Source organism: Paenibacillus sp. LjRoot56 (assembly GCF_964253335.1).
Classification (GTDB): domain Bacteria; phylum Bacillota; class Bacilli; order Paenibacillales; family NBRC-103111; genus Paenibacillus_E; species Paenibacillus_E allorhizoplanae.
Genome location: NZ_CAXURV020000002.1, coordinates 548020 through 573544 on the forward strand (window position 1 = coordinate 548020; position 25525 = coordinate 573544).

The following is a 25525-nucleotide window of genomic DNA, read 5'->3' on the forward strand; positions in this document are numbered from 1 at the left end:
GGAGGCTTTCAACATGCAGAACCCAATCAATCAACGACAGCAGCAAATTCTGGATCGGATGGCTGTCGATGGTGAAGTCAAAATGGCTGAATTAAAAGAAATGTTCGAGGTCACGGAGATGACCCTGCGCCGAGATATGGAGAAGCTGGAGCAAGGGGGATATATTAAGCGAACATTCGGTGGCGCGATATTAGTCGGCAATGATATTGCGCTGCACGAGCGGTCCGGCGTCTTTATAGAAGAGAAAATAAGGATTGGCAAACTAGCCGCGCAGCTGATTCAGCCTGGGGATTCTATCTTTCTTGATGGGGGATCAACAACGCTTCAGGTGGCTAGGTTTATCCAGGTGAACCAGCATATTACGGTTGTCACCAATGCACTTAATATTGCTGCGGAGCTGCAAGGAAAGCAGATTTCTACGATCGTTATTGGCGGCATGCTGATGGGCCAAACCTCAACACTCGTAGGTCCAATTGCAACGGAGGCTTTGGAGAAAATGGCATTTAACAGGGCATTTATTGGAACAACAGGCGTGAGCTTGAAGCATGGCTTCAGCAACTCCAATATGCACGAGACGGAGATCAAACGTCTTGCGATCCAGCAGTCATCCGAAGTGAATATTGTGATGGATCATTCCAAGTTTGGCAGGCAGGACTTGTTCTCTTTCGCAAGCTTGAAGGCCGCAGACCGCGTTATTACGGACCAATTTCCTAAGCAGGAATTATTTGACGCCTTCAAGGAAGAAGACGTGGAAATTTTGGAAATAAACTGAATCCTGGGATCTTATAAGGGAAGCCGTCAACTTTGCTGCTGCAAGAGTTAACGGCTTCATGTCTGTTTAAGACCGATTACAAGGAGGTCAACTAGTGGAGGACGAATAAGTATAGCATTGGTAAAATAAAGTAGAGATAGCTTATTAAAAATGTAAGGCGGGGTGTCATGGTCTTTCAAACGAAGTTTCCTGTCAAAACCATGTTTGCCAAGTTTTTTTTCGCGTATCTTCTTATGTTAACGCTTGCAATTGCAGTTATTTCGATTTGGTTATTTCACATTTTTTCGAACAGTTCCATTCGTCAAATCAATGAGCTCTCAGACCGGACACTGATGCAAGGTCAAAAGTCTACCGAGTATCTGATGAACCAAGCTATGCAAGTTTCCGCACAGCTATCTTTTGATTATCCGATCATACAACAGATGAACACCGCTGAAAGTGATCCAATAGTAGAAAACAATTCTTTGAAAAAGCTGAACGATATCATCTTCATTAATGAAAGTATTTATTCGATCGGCATCTACAATGGGAATAACACCTCGTTTTTGACCAGTGACTACCCGAATATCGATAACGAAGCTATTGAAATGTTGAACAATTCCGATCCTAAAACGAAAATCCGACTATTGCCCCGAAAATTAAAACTGAGCTCAGGCAAAAATCAAGAAGAAAATGTGTATTCAATTTTGTATTACAATAGGGATAAATCAACGAATGCTATTCTCAATGCGCTAATAGTAAATGTGAAAGAGGAAGCGGTTCGTAGTGGCATTAATCCGGATGACAGTGTAGATCAAGGTAATATTCTAATTGTAGATACAACAGGCAAAGTGATTTCAGATCCATCAGGCGGCGAATTTTTAAAGGATTACTCAGAGCTAGGCTTTATTAAAAAGAGTCTTACGGAATCGGAATCGAACAGTTTCGTTGACACAAGCTTAAGCGGCGAAAAAGTATTGGTAACACATAGCTATTCTACTCAATTGGGGTGGCATTTTCTTCATGTTGTACCGTATCAAGCAGCGGTCGTCAGTATCAGCAGACTTAGGAACACGGTAATTTGGATCAGCTTGATTTTATTTGCTTTTAGCGGGATCGCCTCATTGTTTGTGAGTGGGAAGCTTTCTTCGCCATTACGCGGTCTTGTAGAAACGTTGGAGTTAATGAAAGAGAAATCAAAGAACAATTTGAAGGTTGATTATTTAAAAGATATCCTAGGTGGAGTAAAGGCGCCGCAGGTTTCCAGTGAACTAGAATTTGCATTGCGTGTGGATTTGTTTAAGGGTACGAGCATCCTGATTCTCAAAATTGATGAGCATTTTGATGCAACTGCATTAGAAGTGGAAGAGGTTGCAGACGAAGTTCACAATCAAATGAGGCTGAGCTTGTTGAATAGGGTATTCGATCTCTTACAACCGCACTTTTCCTATGAATCCCTTGTAATCAATAAAGATGTTGTTCTGTTAGTCAATCATGACAACGCTTTCAATAGTCGTAAGCATCTAGTGAATCTGATAAAAAGGCTGCAAGAACAATTCAGGCAAGCGATGGGTACCTCTGTCACCGTAGCATGGGGGACTTATGTGAATGATGCAGCGAATTATCACGCATCCTTTCAAGAAGCGTTGGAAGCAGCAGATTATAGAATGGTGTACGGCTTAGGCAGCATGCTAACGTATGAAACCGTCTTTGCTAATGTGAAGCATGAGTTTGAGTATCCACAGCAGCATTTAAAAGCGCTTTTGGAAGCAATCAAGCTAGGTAAAGAGGAGCTTATTTGGGGAGCACTGGATGATATTTTTAATGCTTTAAAAGACTGCCAATACGAATTGATTAAGCTATCGGTCAATCATTTATTGCTTACGGTGTTTATTACGACTGAGCTTTCGATACAAGATGTAAAAGCTGACCTACTATCGAACTTTAACAATGCGGTTAGCAAACTAAGGCAATTGGAGACGTTAGAGCAGATGAAGCTTTGGTTCGCTCAATACATTCTTCATGACATGCAACGAATTAAGGAGAAAAGAAAGCACCTCAATTCTGACCTCCTAGAGCGAATCCGCGGATTCGTTGAAGGCTGCTACGCCAATACGGAGTTATCCGTTGAGATGGTTGCCAATCGATTTGACTATAATCCGATGTATTTCGGTCGGTTATTTAAGGAGTTATTTAACCAATCGTTCTCGGAGTACATCACGGAATTGAGATTAAATAAGTCCAAGATCTATTTGGCACAAGATCATATCGCCATCAAAGAAGTAGGCACTAAAGTTGGCTTTAACAACTCGTCTTATTTCGTTACGTTGTTCAAAAAACATACCGGCATGTCTCCGAGCGAATATCGAAATAAACTAAAAATCTGATATCCAAGTTAAGTGTAGGCCGTCCTTTCATCAAGGAGTGGCCTTTTCTTTAGCACAAGTATGTTTTTGCAATCTGGGTATGCAATTTATGAGCGTAGAAGTATGCAAATATAAACCATGTATAGTCTTTTTACTTTCACATTTGCTCAAAAACTCTTAGACTAACGGTGTAAACAGCCAAGCAACAAGAGAACTAAGAAAGGTGGAGAGCCTAATCAGAAAAAGAAAATTCATTGTTTTTGAATTTCTGATCGATATTTCAAAAAATAAAGCTTTATATCTTTTTATGTTGCCTGGGTTGTTATATTTCATCCTATTTGCTTATCTGCCTATGGCCGGCATTATCGTAGCATTTAAAGATTATAAAGTAAATTTGGGCATCTTGGGCAGCAAATGGGTGGGATTTGATAACTTTAAATTCCTCTTCAGCAGCGATAAAGTGCTTAGAGTTACGTGGAACACCGTCTTCTTGAACGCGATGTTTATCTTCTTTCAACAAGCCATTGCCATCGTCACAGCGCTATTTCTGAATGAAGTCAGTTCCAAGTTGTTTAAAAAAGTGACGCAGTCCTTTATCTTTTTGCCCTATTTCATTTCATGGATCGTTGTAAGTGTTTTTGCCTATAATTTGTTTGCTTCTGAAGGTGGTCTGCTTAATAGCATTCTTGCGTTCCTCCACATCCCAGAGATTGCCTGGGGACAGCGAGCGGATTTGTGGCCGGGCATTCTCGTATTATTTTCAATTTGGAAGTATGCAGGTTTCCTTACGGTCATCTATATTGCGGCAATTACTGGCGTGAACACGGAGTATTTTGAATCGGCAGCATTGGATGGGGCAACGAAATTACAACAAATTCGTTATATTACACTGCCCGTTATTTCACCGACCATAACCATTATGATACTGTTGTCAGTCGGGCGGATTTTCTACGGTGATTTTGGCATGATCTATGCGCTCGTTGGTGATAATGCGAGTCTGTATGCCACAACAGATGTCATTGATACGTTCGTCTATCGCTCCTTACGAACCATTGGTGATGCAGGTATGTCATCTGCGGCGGGATTATATCAGTCGGTGGTTGGATTTATCTTGGTACTAGGATTCAATGCACTTGTCAAAAAGTACAAAAGTGAAGGCTCATTATTCTAACGACGTTTAGGAGATTGTGCATGAAAAATAACTATGTGCAAGATAAAATCGTGACGTACACAGCGTATGTATTTCTATCCTTGCTGGCCTTGGTTTGCGTCATTCCTTTTTTCATCATGTTCTCTGGCTCCATAACGGATGAGAAATATTTACAGTTGAACGGATACAGCATTCTTCCTCATGTATTTTCCTTTAAAGCATACGCTTACATTTTTTCCGGACATTCATCGATAGGTAAGGCTTATTGGGTGACCATTTTTGTAACTGTAGTTGGTACCGCTTTCAGTATGGTCATCACTGGTTTGCTTGCGTACTCACTGTCCAGAAAAGAATTGAAGTTTCGTAATAGTCTGTCATTCATCGTCTTTTTTACGATTCTTTTCAATGGTGGCTTGGTACCATGGTATATCGTGACGACAAAGTATTTGCATCTAGGCGATACGGTTTGGGGACTCATTCTGCCCTATACAGTGAACGCGTGGAACATGTTTCTACTGAGGAACTTTTTCTCTACGATTGACGATGCGATGTTGGAATCAGCAAGAATAGACGGTGCTAATGAAGTCAACATTTTGTTTCGGATCGTATTCCCATTAGCTCTACCCGGCGTTATGACGGTTGGATTGTTCTATGCGCTGCAATATTGGAATGATTGGTGGCTTCCACTCCTGTTGATTAATGATCAGAAGCTGTATCCGGTACAGTATTTGCTGCGAATGGTCCTATCCAGTATGCAGTATATTTCTTCTGGCGGTGCTGGCAGTACGTATGCAGCATCAGCAGTACCCGCAGAATCCATCAAAATGGCGATAACGATTGTCACTATCGGACCGATTGTCTTTGTTTACCCCTTTGTGCAAAAGTATTTTATCAAGGGATTAACGGTTGGCGGTGTCAAAGGTTAGCACGAAGTTTCGATATATGCGGTTAACCACCGTTTATATAAAGTTTTACCCAGAAACTATTAAATAATGGGAGGTTCAAACCATGTCAGGACTACAGACGAAAGGTTCCAAGATATTGGTTTCAACGATGATGATTACCACGATGGCCACACTTGCAGCCTGCACTTCCAATACGACTGAATCCACTCCTGCACCAGCTACTCCTGCCGCCAGCACAGCTACAACGGCGACAGCTCAGCCTGTAGCAACAGCTAAGCCTCTTGATCAAGTCACCTTAAACATTGTGTTCCCTGGGGATCCGCAGCCTGATCAAGCCACTGTCAATGCAGCGATTGAGAAAGCAGTCAAAGACGAGTTAAATGTGAAGCTCAATTATACGTACGTGCCATGGGACGATTATGCAACGAAAGTCAAAGTGATGACTTCGACAGGTGGAAACGTAGATATTCTCTGGACACATCCGGAGCTGCTTGCCCAATTGATCAGCTCTAATTCCGTCGCAGCGCTTGACGATGCGATTGCTAAGGTAGGTAAAGATTTAAAAGCGAATATTCCAGATTACTACTGGCCTGTTGTTCAAGTGAAAGGTAAGACCTACGGTGTGCCTGCCGCACAGATCGGCACAGCTGCCGGCTATGCCACATTCACGGTCAGAAAAGATCTAAGAGAAAAATACGGGCTGCCGGAAATCAAAACATTGGATGATATGTTAGCCTTCTACGCAGCAGTGAAGAAAAATAATCCTGAAATCATACCGCTGAGCCAAAGCAACACCTCCTTTGACCTAAACTTCAAAGAAGAATTCGTTCGCGGATTACCAAGCGGTGTTGGGATCGATATGAACACGATGAAGGCAGAGAATATGCTGGATACGCCAGCGTACAAAAAAGGTCTGGATTTCCACAGGGAACTATTCAACAAAGGGTATATTTCGAAGGATGTCTTATCGATCAAGGATTTCCGGGCGGCTTTTGCTGCAGGTAAAGCAGCTTCCGTGATAGGAGATCTACCGGAGTACAATATCAATGCAAGGACTGTATCCGCCATACCAGGCGCTCAAGTCGAATTCGTCAGAATTCAGATCACGCCTAAGGTCTTTCAAGAGGTAACCACCTGGAACTACCAAAGTATAGCGGCAGGAAGCAAGAATATTGAGAGAGCGGTTGCGTTCCTAAACTGGTTCCAAAAGAATCAGCAAAACTACGACCTCTTAACACTCGGGGTTGAGGGTAAACATTATGTCATCAAAGACGGTGCAGTGAACTTCCCAGCTGGCGTTGATCCTGCTAAACCACCTTACTTGCCGTTTGAATGGATCTGGCAAAATCCGAAATTCATGAAATCTAAAGGTACAGATGTGAAGGGATTCTTTGAAGCCTATAAAGACTATGATAAAGATGTGACCTTGAGATTCCCTGCGATGGGCTTCCTCTTCGATACGAGCACGATTAAAACGGAGGTTGCTTCCTTGGATAGCGTAAATGCTGAGTATGGAACGGTCTTAAAAAGCGGTACTGCCGATGTAGATAAAGTGTTGCCGCAATTTAAAGAAAAAATGAAACAGGCCGGCATCGATAAAGCGATTGCAGAAGTTCAGAAGCAGCTGGATGCGTTTATGGCTAGTAAAAAGTAAGGTATGTAACGACAAGAAATCAGGCGGACAATCTGTGAAACTGATGACGACAGACTGTCCGTCTGTATTATTGAAAAGGAGATCAGGTGAAAATGACTCAACCAATAGAAAAGGTTTATGTGATTTCACATACCCATTGGGATCGCGAATGGTATCAGGATTTTCAAGGTTACCGCATAAGGCTTGTCTATTTGCTTGACGAGCTCATTGAAAAGATGGAGCAGGATCCGGCCTATCGTCATTTTATGATGGACGGTCAGACCATTGTCTTGGACGATTACTTAGAGATACGGCCAGAGAACCGAGAGCGGCTTGTGAAGCTGATCCAAGATGGCCGAATCAGCATAGGACCTTGGTATGTCATGCCCGATGAATTCCTAGTTAGTGGAGAATCGTTGATTCGGAATCTTCTCATCGGATACCGCCGATCGCGCGCTTTCGGCGCCCAGCCAGTGAAATCCGGGTATATCACGGATATTTTTGGCCATAACAGTCAGTTTCCACAAATCTTGCATGGCTTCGGGATTGATCACGCTGTCTTGTTTCGTGGATTCTACGGAGATGCAGATGCTGCTGAGATATGGTGGGAGGGGGCTGATGGCACCCGCATATTAGGGCTCAAATTGGATGAGGATCGCTCATATGGAGACTTTTATTTTTTTATCCGATGGCCATTCGCAGATCGGGAATTTCAATACGATCGCGAGGAATTGATCGAGCGGGCGAAAGGGATGTTGGACTACAAGTCCAAACGGGCTACAACTTCCATCATCGCAGGGTTTGACGGTGTTGATCATATCGAAATTGAACCTCGTCTGCCGTGGATATTGAAAACACTGAATGAAGCAGACATAGGTGCCAAGTTTGTTCATTGTTCCTTAGAAGAGTATGTGAAAGATTTGCGTGAAAAAATCGGTGATCTACCCAAGTTTAAAGGCGAGCAAAGATCTCCTGGCTATAATGGTGTAAATAATTGGGTGCTCGCCAATGTGCTTTCTTCTCGGATTCATTTGAAGATGAATAATCAGGCTTGTGAAGTGCTCCTTGAGAAATGGGCGGAGCCCTGGGGCGTATTCACGTCGCTTCAAGGGCGTGCATATCCCAAAACCTTCCTAGCGAAAGCTTGGGAGTACTTGATTCAGAATCACCCTCACGATTCCATATGCGGCTGTTCGATCGATCAAGTCCATCGCGATATGATGTATCGCTTTGATCAGAGCAGACTCATGGCCGAAGGTATGGTAAGAGAGCAGCTGCTCTATCTGTCTAACCATCACGGATTATCCGATCAAGACGGAGATCAAGTCATTACGGTATTCAACGCTTCCCAAACCGACATTGACGGTGTGATTGAAGTTGAGTTCGCCATGCCTGCAATGTCGGATGCAGCCTCAACGATGTATCATTTGGGGGGCACTTCTTTCCGTCTATACGACCATGGACGAAATGAGATCCCCTATCAACTGCTGGAATTGCGTAAAAACAGCACCCGCATGTGGAGGCCTTATCGGGATATTCCGTATTCGGACACCGTGGATCGGTGTCGCATAGCCTTCCATGCTCGTGTTCCGTCCTATGGATATGCTGCTTATGTAACTAAAAATACACCGTTAGCTGCTCCTGGTCCTGGTGAATACCAAGCCCCTAACTTGACGGCTCCTGTACGCTTCCTGGGATCCATGGCAGTAAACGCACACACTTGGGAAAATGGGCGAATTCGCGTAGCCGTTCATCCGAACGGGACCATTGATGTAACAGATATGGAGACGTGGCGATGTTATGCTGGTTTATTGCTGCTTGAAGACGAAGCGGACATCGGTGAGGGCTGGAACCATGTGAGCCCAGTTACGAACGAAGTATTTACTTCCTATGGCTCTAACGCCAAAATTTCTGTTGTCTACGATGGTCCGCTACAGACACGTATTCGAATTCGCACTTCCATAAGCATCCCACATGCCATTCATCCGCAAGAAACGAGAAGGAGCAACGAGTTTGTCACGATCGAAGTTACGACCATTTTGGAATTAAGAAAGAATGATCCAATACTACGCTGTAGAACCTTGGTCAACAATCGTGCGCGAGATCACCGTCTGCGGCTGTTGTTTCCTTCAGGCCTACAAACCGAATATTTTCATACAAGTACGCCGTTTGATTATGTTCAACGAAGCATCGAGCAACATGACTATTCGGGGTACATGGAAAAGGCTAGAGGAACGGTGCCCCATAATGGGATCATCTCGATTGATGATGGCAGCTGTGGGCTAGCCGTGTACAGCAAAGGGCTATATGAAGCGGCTGTACGTAGGGATGGATCGAGAACTATCGCTCTGACTTTATTTCGCAGTACAGGCAAAGAGGTTCTCTCAGATGGCGGAGATGGAGGCCAGCTTCTCACAGAGCTTGAATTTCATTATGCGATCAGCCCTTATGCTGTGAACGAGATGCACACTAGCCGTCTTTGGCATGAGCATCAGCAGTTCGTGGCGGGAATTCGGTCTGTGGACAGAAAATTTGGAAAAGTTGTTTATGAATCGCTGCAGCGTCGTGCAGCTGACTTATCACTTAGCCATTCCTTCCTTCAAGTAAGTCCAGCTGAACTGCTCATCAGTGCCATCAAGGTTTCTGAGGATCGGAACGATAGCTATGTGATCCGTCTCTTCAACATCTCGGCCGAATACGTGGAGGGATCAATTAAATTTGATCGTAAAGTAGTAAGCGCTCATTACGTTAATTTGGATGAAGAATTGCAAAGTCAGGCGCCCTTCACAGATGATGTCATATCCATTGTAGCGAAGGCGAAGCAGATTATCAGCATTAGAATAAGGCTGTAGACACGAATCGTAATGAGACCGTTGGCTGCGTTTAATTGCGGCGGTCCTTTTTTGTATTTGATCAAGTTTAGTTGGATTTATTTTTAATTTAGGAGGTGATCGGTTATGAATCCTTATCGTCCCCAGCGTAATTATGGCTGTCGCATCCGAGATGGGTTTAGTTATTACGGAATGCGTACGGTTGTCATTGAAAATGAACTCTTGCGCATCTCCATCTTGGTGGATAAAGGCACTGAAATCTTCGAATTCTTATATAAACCGATCGATATGGATTTCATGTGGTTGACCGAGAATGGCGTGCAAAATCCGAACAGTTACTTATCAACGTCAGATGATCCGATCGCAGCATTCATTGATTATTACCCTGGCGGATGGCAGGAAGTATTTCCTAATGGAGGGTCTTCAAGCAGCTATGGGGGAGCTCAGTTCGGCCAACACGGCGAAGTCGCACACATGCCTTGGCATTATGAAATCGTCGAGGATAAGGCGGAGAGAATTACAGTTAGATTCAGCGTTCGGACGAAGAAAGTACCGTTCTCATTATCAAAAACGATGTCCCTTGTAAGTGGGGATGCGAAGCTGTATATCGAAGAAGAAGTGGAGAATTTAAGCGGTTATTCACAACGGTATATGTGGGGACAGCATATCGCTTTGGGTAAACCATTTCTAGATGAAAACTGTCACATACATATGCCAACTGGGGTGCGCATAATAACAGAAGATGCAAGTAAAAATCCATCGGGTCGTGTGAAGCGCGGGCATGAGTATGAATGGCCGCTTGCGTATAATGAGCTTGGTGAGCTTGTCGATTTATCACAGCTCCCTCCGAAAGGGACACCTTCCGAGATCGTTTATTTGACTGGCTTCGGTAATAAAGGGTGGTATTCGGTCGTAAACGGACAGAAGGGATTCGGCATGAAAGTTGAATGGGACGCGAGGACGCTTCCCTATCTGTGGTACTGGCAGGAGTTTGGCGCGACCACAAGTTATCCGTGGTATGGAAGGCATTATAATATTGGGCTTGAGCCATTTGCAGGTTACCCTACGTATGGCATCGAAGAAGCTATTCGCAACGGCTCAGCGGGCTCGATTGCTCCCTTTGAGCATAAAAAGTTCACCATGCAAGTTAGTGTATTTACCTAGATGCAAAGGGGCTGTCCCGTAAGTAGGGGACAGCCCGTTCTTTCATGCGCTAAGCTTCTTTAATAATGTGGAAGTTCGGCTTCACTTTCGTGAAATTCGGATTCTCCCCGCTGACCATTAATCCCATGCCCCAATCAAAATGCTCTTGTGTGGTCGGGAAATCACTCGCCTCCCGATATTGGAACAACACATTTCTCCGTGTTCTGGAGCTCTTATTCGAAGATGAACCATGGATCGTTAAGTAATTGAAGAATAGGACATCGCCAGCTTCCGCTTCACAAGGTGTTCCCATATGGATCGGATACTCTTTATGATTCAGATAATGCGTCCCGATATGCGGCAAGCTTCCTGCAAGATGGGAGCCAGGAATAACGCGCAGACAGCCATTCTCTTCATCGGCACGATCCAAGTGAACGCTTGCTGCTAACATCGTATGCTTCTCATGCGGGAAATACGGATAATCTTGATGCATCGGGAAGGCAGCACCATTCTCAGGTGGCTTGACCAGCATTTTGGAATGATGGAGCTGAACGTTGGGCCCAATAATTTGTCTCAAAACCGCTACCATATTCGGGTGAATGACGGCTCGCATGAAGGAGGCATCGTGATAGTGTACATCATGAAAGCCTTTAAGAACAAGCTTCTTCAGCTCTTCAGCAGGTAGATAATCCCCTTGCCAAGCAGCATTACTATCGGCTTTCGCGTGTGCGGCACGCAGAATAATGTTCTCAACAGCTTCTCGCATCTCCACAACTTCCGCTTCATTAAATACTCCTTTGACTAACAAGTAACCATTTTCTTTGTAAAAATCAACATCTTTGGATTGTATCATCGTACCATGCCTCCATTTTGTGGTTGCTCATTGAGTCGCTTTCTATTTATAATTATAGGAGATATCGACGGTGTAATCTTTTTCAACAGAGGACATACTTTTGCACAATAAGGCCATTTTCTTGAAAAGGTGAAGTTCATGTATCAGTATAAGGAAACGTATGCGATGTTGAATGAAGCTTTAACGGTCATCCAAGGCGCGGAAGCTGTCTTTAAAGTGCATTATTGGGGAGCTGATCCTTGTTTGTATGATAATCAACCCCATAAGCATTCATTTTTTGAGATCTGTTACATTTTGGATGGAGAAGGTCTGTATTCAGAGGAAGACATGGTCTATCCACTTCAAGCAGGTACGCTTTTTTGCTCAAAGCCTGGCATTACCCACCAAATTCGTACGGAAAAAGGGTTTAACATTTTATATATTGCTTTCGAGCTAGATGAGACCTTGTGTGATGATGCAATGCGTGAAACATTCAATGGGCTTGCACTCCATGGTGATGCTGTTCTATATGAGGCAGATGATGTACCTACTGTGCAATTATGGCGATCACTTCTCATCCGAGAGGGGCATGGAAGTCTCCCATATACAGCCATTCATTCGGTTGCCTATGCACTGTTGGTGTCGTTCCCTGCTGTATTCGGAAGGCAATCCAAGATCCCTGTGATTCGGCATAAAAGTACACATATTTTGATGCGGCGAGCCAAGCTCTATATCCGTGATAATCTCTCCCAAACGCTCCAGCTAAAAGATGTTGCAAGCTATTTGAGTGTATCGGAGCGTCATCTATCCCGTCTATTCTCGGAAGGAATCCATGAGAGCTTCACGAATTTCATTCGGAGTGAACGTATTCGCCAAGCAGCCCACTTGCTGTTGAGCAGCGACCTGCCGATTAAAGAAATTGCTGAAATGACGGGGTTTTCTTCCGTTCATTATTTTACTCGTACGTTCTTACTGGAGAAGAAGGTTCCGCCTGGCCGTTTCCGTCAAAAAGAGAAACGTTAGAATGGCTAACAATTTGCTACTTATGTAAATTCTACCCATACCGTATAATGGGAATAGTCTACATACATTTTAATAAGTGAGAGGATGGTTCCATTGTTCAAGAAATTTGCAGCAGATGCGTTAGGCTTAAGTGATATCGGTAAAGTAATTAGTCCAGCGGATTTTGATAAGGTTGATTCTGATGATTATGTGATGCATGAGGATGGCGAGAAAATTTACTTCATTATTAAATCCAAGAAGGATGAATATTGCTTTACGAACCTTGCACTCATCCATTTAGATGGAGATAGTGCGATTAGCTCTAAGCGAGTGCTGAAACGTTTCAGCTACCATACACATGCGATCTCCCAAGTGTATATGGAAACGGCAGGAACGATCGATCTAGATGTTGAGATCAAATTCATTATCGGTAACACGAACTTCTCCATTGATGTGGATAAAAAGCAAATTGAACAGATCAAAGATTTGTACAAAGCTTTGATTAAAATTTCCGAGACAGTAGCTCATAATGACGAATTGTTCGAATACGCTAAGCAAAGCGTAGCTGTTGCGAAGGAAGCGACTGGTCGTATCTCAACTCAAACGACTTCTCCTGTTACTCAATTCGATGCGATTACGGAATCCACCTACAACTGGTTAAAAGGTAAGCATACGGAGTTGAAGGTTAAGGATTTCGGTGCTATCTTTGAACGTTATATTAATAACTAAATGCGAGGAAATTCAGTTAGATTAGTTTACTTCCATATAATTGCTTGATTCTTACATATTTTGACTGCATCCATGCAGACACAGTATGTCTTGTTGAGTAGTTGACATCACTTGAGACGATTTTCCATTCGATTTTTGAATGGAAGGTCGTCTTTTTGGTTTATGCGTAATCGTATAAATAAGCTTTGGTCCTAAGCAACTTCAAGCCTTAGCGATAAAATCAGCCGCTAAATGTGGTCGCCTATCTCGATAGGGATTTTTGTGAGAAATTTGAGAGAAGCACATAGTACTATGGTCTATGGGTGATTTTGGCTAATGTAGTCGAAATTTGAAGGAATATCGATAGGGGGTAGGATGCCCACATAAGTGCAGTATAGGTCTATGAGTCTATAGGTCTATAAGTCTATAAGTCTATAAGTTTTTAGACCTCTAATTAATAAGAAATAGGAGATTCAAGCGTTTTGCAGAAAAATAAAAATTATGAAGAAAATCAGGAGGTAACAGATGAAACACAAAATTAAAAAAACTTCGTTGGCGATGGCTCTGCTGGTATCGTTGGCACCTGCAACTCAAATCGTATCAGCGGCTGCGCCCACTTTTAAGGATGCAGATACGGCGCCATGGGCACAAAAGTATATGACCAAACTTGCGCTGCTTGACATTATCGCAGGCGATAACGCAGGGATGTTTAATCCGCAAAGTAATGTCACGCACCAGGAAGCTGTTCTTATGGCGATCCGTCTAATGGGTTTAGAGGAGGAAGTCAAGAAAGAGGGAGCAGTCAATCCTACACTTTCTGTTGACGACTTCGCTAAACCTTACATTTCGGTAGCGTTGAAAAAAGGTCTTCTCGTGGCACAAGAGGAAACGAACACGGCAGGATGGGGTCAGCAGACATCAAGCCGTGAATGGACGATCAAGCTGATCATTCGGGCAATTAATCGTGAGTCAGATGCAGGCCGATTGACTGAAAGCACAACCTTGTTTAGCGATGAGGAAGATTTTACGCCATCTTACAAGGGTTACATCAACGCGGGAGTCAGTTTGAACATCGTAGAAGGCTTTGCCGATAATAAGTTTAAACCGTTGGATCTCGTAACGCGGGCTCAGATGGCGGCAATGCTAAGCAATGCGTTGCCCTATTTAACGAATGGAATGGAAAGCTCCTTGGCAGGCGTGTCCAATAGTGTAACTAACGGCATTATTTCGGCGATTACGAATGATTCGGTATCGGTAACGCTCGGTTCAGAGACAAAAAAGCTGAGTCTTACTTCGGAAACGCAATATTTCGACAAAAATTCTTCGCAACAACTAAGCTATGATGCTTTGAAGGTAGGACTGCTTGTATCAATCGTGAATAAAGAGGATAAAGCTTTTTTGATTGAGGTGTCTTCAGGAGTAAAAGGGCAACCGAAAGAACCGTCTGCTGTGCAGGGTGCAATTGGACCAGCTGGACCAGTAGGCCCAATTGGTCCTGTAGGCCCAGTTGGACCTGCAGGTGTGAAAGGCGAGAAAGGCGAACATGGTGAGACAGGATCAACGGGAGCACAAGGCATCCAAGGTGCAACAGGATCAACAGGAGCACAAGGTCTCCAAGGTGCAACAGGTGCAACAGGAGCAACCGGCGCCCAAGGCGTAATGGGAGCAACCGGCGCCCAAGGCGTAACTGGTGCAACCGGAGCGCAAGGCATAACGGGAGCAACTGGAGCGCAAGGCGTAACGGGAGCAACCGGAGCCCAAGGCGTAACAGGAGCAACCGGAGCCCAAGGCGTAACCGGAGCAACTGGAGCCCAAGGCATAACCGGAGCAACAGGAGCCCAAGGCATCCAAGGCGTAACCGGAGCAACCGGAGCAACCGGAGCTCAAGGCGTAACCGGAGCAACTGGAGCCCAAGGCATAACCGGAGCAATCGGAGCCCAAGGCGCAACAGGAGCAACCGGAGCTCAAGGCGTAACAGGAGCAACCGGAGCCCAAGGCGTAACAGGAGCAACCGGAGCCCAAGGCGTAACAGGAGCAACTGGAGCCCAAGGCGTAATAGGAGCAACCGGGGCCCAAGGCGTAACCGGAGCAACCGGAGCTCAAGGCGTAACAGGAGCAACCGGAGCCCAAGGCGTAACAGGAGCAACTGGAGCTCAAGGCGTAACAGGAGCAACTGGAGCCCAAGGTGTAACCGGAGCAACTGGAGCCCAAGGCGTAACAGGAGCAAACGGAGCCGAAGGCGTAACGGGAGCAACAGGGGCCCAAGGTGTAACTGGAGCAACCGGGGCCCAAGGCGTAACAGGAGCAACAGGAGCCCAAGGCGTAACGGGAGCAACAGGAGCCCAAGGTGTAACAGGAGCAACTGGAGCGCAAGGCGTAACGGGAGCAACAGGGGCCCAAGGCATAACAGGAGCAACCGGGGCCCAAGGCGTAACAGGAGCAACTGGAGCGCAAGGCGTAACAGGAGCAACCGGGGCCCAAGGCGTAACGGGAGCAACAGGGGCAGCTGGAGTCCAAGGCGTAACAGGAGCAACAGGCGCAACAGGCGCAACAGGAGCAACCGGTGCAGGAGTGACAGGGGCAACCGGTGCCACAGGAGCAACTGGCGCACAAGGAGCGACAGGCGCAGCAGGCGCAGGTGGCTTGTCCACTTTTGGCTATTTGTATAGTTTATTATCATCGGGAGCTTTTTTTCCAGGAAATAGCATACTCCCGATGAGTTCACGTGGATATGTAACCCCTGGCATTGATGAAGGGTATATGGCGTCTTTTATGGGAGAACTTGTTGTAAGTCAAGCAGGAATTTATGAGATCAGCTATCAAGTATCGACAACTTCTGGATTGGGAGCCCAGATAGCGCTTGTCGTTGATGGAATGGTAGCCCCTAGCACAACTATCCAGATTCCAAATGATACAAGTCAGATTACAAATAGAGTCATTTTGGTATTGAGCGCGGGTTCCCGAATCTCGATTAAGAATAACTCAGCGACTGCTATCCAATTGGCGATATCGCCTGCAGTGGGTGTCTCCCTCGTAATTGAGAAAATAGCTCAGTAGGTTCAGAATCCTACTTAAATTAACATTTGTAACCGTAAATTGGAAGGATAGTACAGTGTTCCGAAAGGGAATAGCTTCGGGACGGATGGAGGGAATGCAATGCACAAACAGCGAAACACGGTATGGCTCCGCACGTTTGCCAGTTGTCTACTGATGACCTCGGCGTTCGCATACGGGAATTCTGCTCAGGCAGTGGGAATATCGGGACATTTAGTACCCGGGTCATCGGTAGGGCTTCTGAATGATTCAGGAAGCGCATATCAGTCAAGACAATTGTATGCTGATAATGTCTTGTCTGCGGTCTATGGAACAACTGGGGACTTAGGAACAAATGTTTCAGTGAATACAGCCACTTATGGTTTAGACAAACTACCGCTAACCGCTTCTACGGTGACGGCAGTCACCTATTCGGATATGCTCCGAATCCGAATGGGCTTCGACCGCAGCATCTTCATTGACGATAACGGAGCGCTCTGGATCTGGGGTTCGAATCAACGACAGGGTGGCAAGCCGGATACAGTACCTAAACAAGCTGCCGGTATGGATCACGTTGTCGATGCGGTTCTAGGCAACCATAATGTGTTCTTGAAAGATGATGGTTCCGTATGGACATCGGGCGACAACCGTTATGGGCAGTTGGGCGATGGCGCTTTTGTATCCCGCGAGACGGCGGAGCAGGTAGCGACACTTAGCGATGTCGCAGCAATTTCTGCGGGCTCCTCACATACCTTGGCATTGAAGAAGGACGGCACGGTGTGGGCATGGGGTTCCAATGTGTTAGGCGAGCTGGGTGACGGTTCGAATACGACGCAAACCATACCCGTTGAGGTTCCAGACCTACATGATGTGATTGCCGTATCAGCAGCTGGATGGCATAATTTGGCTTTGACAAAAGATGGTACAGTGTGGGCCTGGGGCAGTAACTTAGAAGGACAACTGGGCGACGGCACGAAAAGCTCTCGCAACCGACCGTACCAGATCGGCGGCATTCATAGCGTTAAATCGATTAGCGCGGGATACGCTCATTCTCTCGCTTTGTTGAACGATGGAACGGTGTGGGCGTGGGGTCATAATAAATACGGAGAGCTTGGCGACATGACGAATAAAGGACAGGCTGTTCCCGTACAGGTAGTTGGACTTGCTCATGTATCTTCGATTTCTGCTGGAACATGGTACAGCATGGCATTGAAGGAAGACGGTTCAGTCTGGGCGTGGGGTTCAGACAGCTATGGGCAGCTCGGCAACGAAACACCCAAGCATCAAAACAGTCCGGTGCAAGTACCTGGACTTGCAGCCAGCCGAATTTCCGCAGGCTTCTATGCCAGTGGGGCGCTGGGGACAGACGGCATATATTACACATGGGGCTCCAACATATTCGGTCAATTAGGAAATCAAGAGAAGAATCTGCAACTTTATCCGCAAGGAATAAATGGATTGAATTTAAAAGCGTCGAAAGAGAATTAATCAAGAAAGAAGCTGCGGTCTGCAATTGCTGCGACTGCAGCTGTTTTTCATGTAGGAACAAGACTATGTCGAATAACAACTCGGAGCGTGATTTGGTATGATAACGGACATCGTCCTGCTGGCTCAGCATTTTGAAGCTATGCAAGAATGCATCCTCAACCTTCGTCTCTCTACTACAGAGCACCCTTACCATTTAATTGTTGTGTTGGAGGAAGACTCTCTGCGAATGTCTCAATGGCTAGAGCAGAATAGAAACGTAACGGTCGTGTTCTGCAAGCCTGGAACCAGCGTTGCGGCAGCTTACAATATAGGTGTTGCTGCTGCTTCATCACCCCATATTGTATGTATGCGCGAGTATATGTACGTTACGGATGGATGGCTCGGTCGGTTGAACGACTGCATGGAGCGGCACAAGCTTGCGGCTGTGGTTGGCCCTGTCAGCAGCGGTATTAGCGGCTTGCAAAACACGCCAATTATCAGCGAAAACCCGCGAGTTATGCAGTCCTACTCCGAGAGCATTGGCATTATGCGCGAAAGCCGGAGCAAACGTGTAACTCGCGTGCTAAGTCATCTTGTGATGCTCCGTAAAAGCGCCTTCAACCAGTTGGGCGGGTTTGATGAAAGATTCGAAGAAGAAAGTTACGAGGATGACGATTTATGCTACCGTGCTTTACAAGAAGGTTACGAGCTTTATGTTGCCGAGGACTGCTTTGTGCGCTACGAGCGGAAATATGGAAAATATGCTGACGATCCTTCATTGTATGATGAACAAATTAGCACAAATAGCCGAAAATCGTTTGAAAAATGGGGATTGGATATCTCATTGGCGTTACACAGTTGGAAGTGGGCTGTTACGGTCAGCTTGTGCATGATTGTTAAAAACGAGGAAGAAACGTTAGAACGCTGTCTGTCCAGTGTACAGGGAAGCGTTGACGAGATCATTATTATCGATACGGGTTCCACGGATCGAACCAAAGAGATCGCTCGTCAATTTACGCATCGCGTATACGATTTTGAATGGATGGATGATTTTTCCGCAGCGCGGAATTTTGCCTTTCAGAAGGCTGAGAAGGACTATATTTTATGGCTTGACGCCGATGATATCTTATTGCCTAGGGACGCTGACAAATTCCTCGCCCTGAAGCAATCATTGCCATGGCAAACTGATGCTGTTTCGATGGTATACAACCTCGCCTTCGATGAATTCGGCCATGTCACGGTCAGTTTGCGCAGAAACAGGCTGGTTAAGCGAGAAAGGGGGTTTCGCTGGATTGGTGTCGTACACGAGTATCTTGAAGTGATAGGAGCGATCGAATACGCCGATGTATGCGTAACGCACGATCGCAAGCATACCCAAACTTCCCGCAATCTGAATCTCTATGAAAAAAAAGAGAAAGAAGGAAAGAAGTTCTCCTCTCGCGATTTGTATTATTATGCAAATGAACTATTCGACCATCAGCAATGGGCGCGTTCCTTGCGTAAGTACGAGCTGTTCCTTGAACAGAAGGACGGCTGGATCGAAGACATTATCAATGCCTGCGGTCGTGCAGCCGACTGCTTGCACAATCTGGGCAATCCGATGGAAGCAAAGGCGAAGGCGCTGTTATCGTTCGCGTACCAGTTGCCCAGGGCGGAGAACTGCTGCAGACTGGGTTATTATCATATGGAAGAAAGCGATTATGCCAGCGCTGTGTATTGGTACCAAATGGCCGCTTCGCTGGAGAAACCGCAGCATCCTCAAGCATTGCTGCAGCATACCTGCTGGACCTGGTTGCCGCATATCCAGCTTAGTGTCTGCTATAATAAGCTGGGACAAAATGAACGAGCTAATCACCACAACGAAATTGCTGCCACCTTTATACCTGAAGACAGCAGAATCCTGAGCAATCGCGCCTATTTTCAAGGCTTGGGCATTGGGGCTTCCTCGAGCACGACTTGAAGCTTCTGGCTGTTTGAATGATGCGCGCAGTCGTGGGAATTTGAATGTAAAAGGGTTATCTTGCAAAGCGTTCAAGTGAACGATTGCGAGGTTGCCTTTTTTGACATAGCGCTCTGCAACAATAACCTCTTAATGGAAATTCCTCTCATATAAGTCACATTTCTTGAATACATATGTGTAAAGTGACCTGCATGTCCAGCCAAGAATTGATGAGCCAAGGGGATGAGTATTGACCATGAAAGAAAATCAGGTTATCGCAATTCTTGGAATTGGTACCGCTGTGCCTGAATTCCGTCTAGACCAAGCAGATACTTCTGGGCGATTAACGGAAGCATTGCGTGACAACCCCAACTCTGCCCGTTGGGCTAAAAAAATTTTCAAGCAATGCGGCGTAGAAACGAGATATACCTGCGAACCCAATCTGCTTCAAACAGCGGAGCATTGCCGATACTTTTCACAATCGAATCAGAAAGCGCCTTCGACCTCCGATCGCATGGCCACGTACAAGCGCGAGTCTGTTCCCTTAGCTCTACAGGCGGCAGGAAAAGCTCTATGTGATGCCAAAGTTGACGTGTCTGACATCACGCATCTCATCACCGTAAGCTGTACAGGACAGTTCCTGCCAGGATTAGATGCCGCATTGACGCAGCAGTTGGGACTAGCTGCCAATGTCAATCGGATCCCTTTCAATTTCCTTGGCTGCGCTGCCGGATTGAAGGCTGTATGTTTGTCCCGTCAAATCGCTTCCAGCAACCCGTTTGCCAAAATCCTAGTCGTCTGCGTGGAGTTGTGTACCCTCCATATTCAGCCTTCAAGTGATCGTGAGGCTTTATTTGGCGCTTCCTTTTTCGGAGATGGGGCTTCGTCCTGTGTAGTTGGTGTCGCAAGTGAACAGCATCATCCCATTTTTCAATTAGGAAATGATCATTCCATTCTTCTACAAGATTGTGCGGATGAAATGAAATGGGAGGTAGGGAATCACGGCTTTGATCTATATCTGTCTCCAAATATCCCTAAGTTAATTGGAACCTGGATCCCCGAACAAGTTGCGCATCTGCTTAATGGCGGACCTAAACCGGAGCTTTGGGCGATTCATCCAGGAGGTAAAGGGATTATTGATGCGTTGGAGGAGGTTTACGGATTAACCGCTGAAGAAACGCGACCGAGCCGCACAGTATTGCGCAATTATGGCAATATGTCCTCGGCTACGATCCTTTTCGTCCTAGATGAAATGAGGAAGGAACTGGCGAACCGCGGAGCGGGACCGACAAGTGGGCTATCTCTCGCATTCGGGCCAGGACTTACCTGTGAAATGATTCAATTCACCTATCAAGGTGTAGCCGCCATACAAGAAACGAAGTTAGATGAAACGTATGTTTAAGGGGCTAAAACAACGGGCAATGCAGCATGAATTAATGGATGACTTCTCGTCGGGAGGCCCCGAGCTTCGGCAAGCTTTGCAACATTTGCGTCGGCTTAATCGCATTTTTGGCGCTGCAGGGCCTACTTTGTATGGCTTTAAACGCTTATGGCTGCAAGCTGGCAAACCTAAGACATTAACGATTCTGGATGTTGGATCTGGTTCTGGCGATGTCAATCGCCATCTTTTACGCTGGGCGGATGAGAATGGCGTAGAACTGCGTATTACGCTAGTCGATATTACAGAGGAAGCGTGTGCAGAGGCGCGCGAGTTCTTCCGTACAGAGCCACGTGTAAGCGTGATGCGGAGCAGTTTATTTCAGTTACCGGAAAATGGGGTCGATATTACAACCGGCACGCAATTTGTGCATCATTTTACGAATACGGAGCTTCCGCAAGTTGTGGGTTGTATGCTGAAGGCATCCCGATTAGGTGTTGTCATTAATGATATTCATCGGCATTGGATTGCCTGGGGGGCTGTGTGGGTTACGGCTCGCGTTATCTCTAAGAATCGTTATATTCTGAATGATGGTCCCTTATCGGTAGCCAAAGGCTTTCGTGCGAAGGATTGGACGATGCTACGCCAATCATTGGACCTCTCCGACATGATCGTCTCTTGGAGACCCTTGTTCAGGTATGCGGTCGTCATTGTAAAAAGGGAGCGGGAGCGATGACTCACATCTATGATGCAGCCGTTATCGGTGCTGGAATCGCAGGCAGCGTGATGGCCAAGTCGTTAGCTGATCATGGCTGGGATACGGTGCTGTTCGATCGTAAAACATTCCCAAGGCATAAGGTATGCGGGGAATTTCTATCCCCAGAATCCCTCATGATGCTTAAAAAACTTGGATTACGTGAAGCAGTAGCCGCCTTAAAGCCAAGTGCGATCAAGCGGACAAGCTTAATCCTAAGTCGGGGAAAACCATTGGAGATTGCTCTTCCAGGAACAGCTTGGGGTGTAAGCCGCTATCAGCTTGACGCAACGCTTCATCAAGCGGCTTTACGCGCAGGAGTTCAGCTGCAGACGGAAACAACGGTGATGTCTGTGAAACCCGGTGAGCAGGGATACCTCATAACTACGAAGCAGCGCGGTGTGGTTCATGAATATCAGGTACGTGCCGTTATCGCTGCTTGTGGCGCAACGGCTGTTTCTGGGCTGCAAAGCCAAACACCCCGTGACGCCATGTCCATCAAAGGGGCGCATCTAGGCGTGAAATCCCACTATAAAGGGTTGAATATGGATGGGGTTGTCGAACTCTATTTCTTTGAAGGTGGCTACCTAGGTCTATCCCCGATTGAAGATGGGTTGGTGAATGTGGCAGCACTATTGGAACGAGAGGCTTTTCTGGAGACGGACAAATCCATTCTAGGGTTAATCGAGGCGGCATGCGCTAGGCATAGTAAGCTATCAGATCGCTTATCTTCTGCACAACCTGTTGCTGGCACACAAGCGGCTGTTGCACCTGTAAAGTTAACACGCAAGCCCCTTGCGTGGGATATGTTTCCACGTTTAGGAGACGCTGCTATGATGCTGCCGCCGCTTTGCGGTGACGGGATGTCGATGGCGCTCCGCTCGGCAATGTTATGTGCACCATTCGCATCACGATATCTGAAGGGTCAGATCAGCTTAGTTGAATGGGAACGGGACTATACGGGGGCCATACATCGGGATTTCAAAGGACCTTTGAAGTGGGGACATCGGTTGCAGGGGATGTTAGCTGTTCCCTATTTGCCCAGCGTGATGCTTGCTGCAGCAAAGTTCACACCTGGATTGGCAGATCGATTTGTGCAAGCGACTAGGCTGAAAGAAATCGAGTATTAAGGGAGGGATATGAACTTGCATAAACTTGCCTTGTTATCCCTCCGTTATCCCAAAACCATCGTCTTATTCTGGGTCCTATTCTTCCTATATTTTGGATGGTACGCTCCCAAGCTGCCTGCTGTTCTGAAGGATCATGGGCTGATTTCAGATGGCTCTTTTGCCAAGGTCGAGCAAACACTCGCTTCTGATTTTCATATGCCAGCGAATCCCGTCATTCTCGTATTTGAGAAAAATAGCAAGCTGGAGCCCCAGCAATTCGAGCGGTACGTACAGCAAGATTTGTTGACATTGCACGGTATGCAAGGATTAAGAGAGATCGTATCTCCGCTCGAACGGGAAGGGATGATCCAAGGGAATTACGCCTATGCGCTGCTTGGATTCGAGCAAAGTCCGCATGACATGGAGCCTGTATTGGGTGAAATTCAAACACGATTACCCGGGCATCGAGAGATGAAAGTTTCATTGACAGGGAAGTCGGTTGTGCAAGAAGATGTAAACCGAGCGAGTCAGCATGATTTGAGAAAAGCGGAAAGCTTAGGCATCCCAGCGGCTTTTTTGATTCTTTGGCTGGCATTTGGCGGGATGACTTCCTCGCTGATTCCTATCATCGTTGGCGTTTTCGGCGTTATGAGCACGATGGGGATCATGTATGGGATAGGAACACGAATTGATTTATCTAACTTTGTCCTGAATGTTATTCCGATGGTAGGTCTGGCTCTTAGCATAGATTTTGCCTTGATGATGGTTAGTCGTTTTCGTGAGGAAATTCAGGTGTTTCCTGTTGGACAAGCCATCCTGACCACGATGACGACAGCTGGAAGAGCCGTCTTATTCTCGGCGCTGAGTGTTTTCTTAGGCCTCATGGGCATATTGTTCATTCCTCTACCCATATTTTCGACCATTGCCTTAGGTGCAATGACAGTGTTAGCGGTCTCTGTTATGCTGACGCTAACGTTAGTGCCGGCGCTTCTAAACCTGTGGTGGCCTGCCATTCGAGCTGAACGCAGACCGCTTTATACGACAAAAGGCGCGAACAATTTGTGGTTTGCCATGGCACATTTTGTGATGAGAAGACCTGTCCAAATGAGCCTGCTCGCAGCTTGCATCCTTATCTGTTGTTTCTTGCCGCTCACGAGAATGAAATTAGCCATACCGGATGCGACCTCTTTGCCGAAAGGCTATGAATCCCGCGCAGCATTCGAGGCGTATCAAACACATTTTGGAACGAAAACAAGTTCAGATGTTTATCTAGTTGCCACGGGGGAAACAACTCAATTAACCCAAAATGATTGGCAGAACGCTTCTTTACTCGTACAAAAGTTAGAGAGGGATCCGCTCGTTGAAAGGGTAGATTCGATTTACTCAAAATTGCGAATGTCACATGATCAGCTCTATGTGTTATCTCAACATCCAAATGCGAGAGTGCACTACGAGCGAGTCTTTGAAGCTTTTGTCCATAAGAATGAGATGCTCGTACAGGTTCAATTACAAGGTGAACACTCCTCACAGCAAGTGAAGGACTGGGTGAGACGTTGGGAAATAGAGGGGGAATCAGGAGCAATCCCATTCCTATTAGGAGGTGAGGCGAAGTATCAGCAGGAGATTTTCGATGATATTTTTGACAACTTACTCTATGTCCTTCTGTTCATATTGATTTCTAACTATGTGGTCTTATTCATCGCTTTCCGTTCCATTCTCATCCCCTTAAAAACAATCCTCATGAACCTCCTGAGCTTAGGTGCGTCTTTCGGAATTCTAGCTTGGCTATTTGAAGAGGGGCAATTCGGCTTAGAACCGAGTAGAATCGCCATTATGATTCCTGTGTTTATCTTTGGACTGGCGTTTGGGATCTCGATGGATTATGGTGTTTTTTTAGTATCGCGCATTTATGAGGAGTACCAGCGGACGTACGATAATCAGCGATCTGTGCTAGTCGGCTTAGGGTCTATAAGTAAGATTATTAACTCTGCGGCAGCAATCATGATTGCGGTTACTTTGCCTTTTGCATTTGGAGATGTTGTTGGTGTGAAACAGTTAGGTCTGGGCATTGCAGCTGCGATTTTTATCGATGCGACGGTGATTAGATTGGTGCTTGTTCCTGCGCTAATGGTTATTCTCGGCAAGTGGAACTGGTGGGGACCTGGTGTGAGTAAAAGGCGTACATAAGTTCGAATGGCAGCATAGAGGTTTCTCGTGATGGCTGTGAGTAAAGTTAAGGTGAGTAGTAGTATGAGAAGATAGTTGTGTGATAGAAAGGGAATGTTAGTAAAAGTAAAAGTAAAAGTAAAAGTAGAAGTAGAAGTAGAAGTAGAAGTAGAAGTAGAAGTAGAAGTAGAAGTAGAAGTAGAAGTAGATTGTTGAGTAACATTAGTTGAGCTGGTCTGATGAAGTTTCGTAAATCTTCTATGCTCCCGGCAAAATAGATGGGTTTTCTACAGTTAAATCTTTAGATTTTCCGATTAATCAAACAATAGATGGAGAACCTACAGTTAATTTTGACCAT

Annotated in this window: 17 protein-coding genes; 16 read left to right on the forward strand and 1 reads right to left on the reverse strand. The window is 45.9% G+C overall.

From position 1 onward, the window contains the following. The first annotated feature begins 13 nt into the window (after positions 1–13). From ACSQ8O_RS15010 to ACSQ8O_RS15040, 7 genes are all read left to right on the forward strand, one after another. The gene (locus tag ACSQ8O_RS15010; protein ID WP_436242346.1) at positions 14–772 is read left to right on the forward strand and encodes a DeoR/GlpR family DNA-binding transcription regulator; all 759 of its coding nucleotides are present in this window, start codon (positions 14–16) and stop codon (positions 770–772) included. A 167-nt stretch (positions 773–939) separates the two neighbouring features. Further along, entirely contained in the window at positions 940–3138 is a 2199-nt protein-coding gene (locus ACSQ8O_RS15015; protein WP_436242347.1) for a helix-turn-helix domain-containing protein, read from the forward strand. A 286-nt stretch (positions 3139–3424) separates the two neighbouring features. Next, on the forward strand, positions 3425–4288 hold the full coding sequence (locus ACSQ8O_RS15020) for an ABC transporter permease (RefSeq protein ID WP_436242348.1): 864 nt from the start codon (positions 3425–3427) through the stop codon (positions 4286–4288). A 20-nt stretch (positions 4289–4308) separates the two neighbouring features. Next, positions 4309–5193 carry a carbohydrate ABC transporter permease gene (locus ACSQ8O_RS15025; protein WP_436242349.1) on the forward strand — a complete coding sequence of 295 codons (885 nt, stop codon included), beginning with the start codon at positions 4309–4311 and terminating at the stop codon, positions 5191–5193. An 82-nt stretch (positions 5194–5275) separates the two neighbouring features. Next, positions 5276–6826: an ABC transporter substrate-binding protein gene (locus tag ACSQ8O_RS15030; RefSeq protein WP_436242350.1), complete on the forward strand. Its 1551-nt coding sequence runs from the start codon at positions 5276–5278 to the stop codon at positions 6824–6826. Between the two features lie 92 nt (positions 6827–6918). Then, complete coding sequence (locus ACSQ8O_RS15035; RefSeq protein WP_436242351.1) at positions 6919–9657, forward strand: alpha-mannosidase; 2739 nt, start codon at positions 6919–6921, stop codon at positions 9655–9657. 105 nt (positions 9658–9762) lie between these two features. Then, positions 9763–10800, forward strand: coding sequence for a DUF4432 family protein (locus tag ACSQ8O_RS15040; RefSeq protein WP_436242352.1), 1038 nt, complete (start codon positions 9763–9765; stop codon positions 10798–10800). A gap of 49 nt (positions 10801–10849) precedes the next feature. On the opposite strand, the gene ACSQ8O_RS15045 is transcribed toward ACSQ8O_RS15040, so the two are convergent. After that, complete coding sequence (locus tag ACSQ8O_RS15045) at positions 10850–11632, reverse strand: phytanoyl-CoA dioxygenase family protein (RefSeq protein WP_436242353.1); 783 nt, start codon at positions 11630–11632, stop codon at positions 10850–10852. A gap of 138 nt (positions 11633–11770) precedes the next feature. On the opposite strand from ACSQ8O_RS15045, the gene ACSQ8O_RS15050 reads away from it, so the two are divergent. The 9 genes from ACSQ8O_RS15050 to ACSQ8O_RS15090 all read left to right on the forward strand — a co-directional run bounded on the left by ACSQ8O_RS15050 (position 11771) and on the right by ACSQ8O_RS15090 (position 25188). Beyond that, on the forward strand, positions 11771–12634 hold the full coding sequence (locus ACSQ8O_RS15050; protein WP_436242354.1) for a helix-turn-helix domain-containing protein: 864 nt from the start codon (positions 11771–11773) through the stop codon (positions 12632–12634). Between the two features lie 93 nt (positions 12635–12727). After that, entirely contained in the window at positions 12728–13342 is a 615-nt protein-coding gene (locus ACSQ8O_RS15055; protein ID WP_056620153.1) for a PH domain-containing protein, read from the forward strand. Positions 13343–13846: 504 nt separating this feature from the next. Continuing rightward, the gene (locus tag ACSQ8O_RS15060) at positions 13847–16378 is read left to right on the forward strand and encodes an S-layer homology domain-containing protein (protein WP_436242355.1); all 2532 of its coding nucleotides are present in this window, start codon (positions 13847–13849) and stop codon (positions 16376–16378) included. A gap of 99 nt (positions 16379–16477) precedes the next feature. Further along, positions 16478–17842: an RCC1 domain-containing protein gene (locus ACSQ8O_RS15065; RefSeq protein ID WP_436242356.1), complete on the forward strand. Its 1365-nt coding sequence runs from the start codon at positions 16478–16480 to the stop codon at positions 17840–17842. 97 nt (positions 17843–17939) lie between these two features. Further along, positions 17940–19781 carry a glycosyltransferase gene (locus ACSQ8O_RS15070; protein WP_436242357.1) on the forward strand — a complete coding sequence of 614 codons (1842 nt, stop codon included), beginning with the start codon at positions 17940–17942 and terminating at the stop codon, positions 19779–19781. Between the two features lie 235 nt (positions 19782–20016). Further along, on the forward strand, positions 20017–21162 hold the full coding sequence (locus tag ACSQ8O_RS15075; protein ID WP_436242358.1) for a type III polyketide synthase: 1146 nt from the start codon (positions 20017–20019) through the stop codon (positions 21160–21162). Next, positions 21155–21874, forward strand: coding sequence for a methyltransferase domain-containing protein (locus ACSQ8O_RS15080; RefSeq protein WP_436242359.1), 720 nt, complete (start codon positions 21155–21157; stop codon positions 21872–21874). Before ACSQ8O_RS15075 ends, ACSQ8O_RS15080 begins: the two co-directional genes overlap by 8 nt. Next, complete coding sequence (locus tag ACSQ8O_RS15085) at positions 21871–23022, forward strand: NAD(P)/FAD-dependent oxidoreductase (protein WP_436242360.1); 1152 nt, start codon at positions 21871–21873, stop codon at positions 23020–23022. The genes ACSQ8O_RS15080 and ACSQ8O_RS15085 overlap by 4 nt, the downstream gene beginning before the upstream one ends. Positions 23023–23031: 9 nt before the next feature. After that, positions 23032–25188: an MMPL family transporter gene (locus ACSQ8O_RS15090; RefSeq protein WP_436242361.1), complete on the forward strand. Its 2157-nt coding sequence runs from the start codon at positions 23032–23034 to the stop codon at positions 25186–25188. The last annotated feature ends 337 nt before the right edge of the window (positions 25189–25525 follow it).